This is a genomic window from Acinetobacter soli (genome assembly GCF_000760595.1).
Taxonomy (GTDB): domain Bacteria; phylum Pseudomonadota; class Gammaproteobacteria; order Pseudomonadales; family Moraxellaceae; genus Acinetobacter; species Acinetobacter soli.
The window spans coordinates 1-560 of the sequence record NZ_BBNM01000032.1; the positions used below are offsets into that span (position 1 = coordinate 1).

Sequence of the window (560 nt, forward strand, 5' to 3'; positions counted from 1 at the left end):
GATACCATCCCGCCATTGGCAAATGCAGTCACGGTGCTGGATCTGTACGATGATGTGGGCGCGATTCAGGGCACCATCAGCAACAGTCCAGATAGTCTGACCGATGACACCCGTCCGGCATATTCAGGAACGGCAGATGCCTCGGTGGCGATCGTGAAAGTCTACGACAATGGCGCGTACCTAGGCAGTGCGACCGTGGGTGCAGATGGCAAATGGAGCTTCACGCCAAGTACACCGATTGGTGCAGGACCACACAGTTTCACCGCCAGTGGTGTGGATGCAGCAGGTAACGAAGGACCGCAAAGCGCGGCATGGCAATTCAAGGTGGTGGGTGCAGCCCCATCGGCGCCATCCATTCAGAGCGTGACGGATAATCAGGGTGATGTGACAGGAGATCTGCAGAAGAACCAGACCACAGATGACCGCACGCCGACCATCAGTGGTACCGGGCAAGTGGGTGCGGTGGTAACGGTATATGTTGACGGCACGGCAGTGGGTTCAACCACAGTGGCTTCAGACGGGACCTGGAGTGTGACCACGACGGATCTAGGTGCAGACGG

General features: G+C 57.9%; 1 protein-coding gene. It reads left to right on the plus strand.

Annotated elements, in window-relative coordinates; all coding sequences use genetic code 11:
* A partial coding sequence (locus Aso01_RS15825; RefSeq protein ID WP_042065648.1) for an Ig-like domain-containing protein occupies positions 1-560 on the plus strand: 560 nt, incomplete at both ends.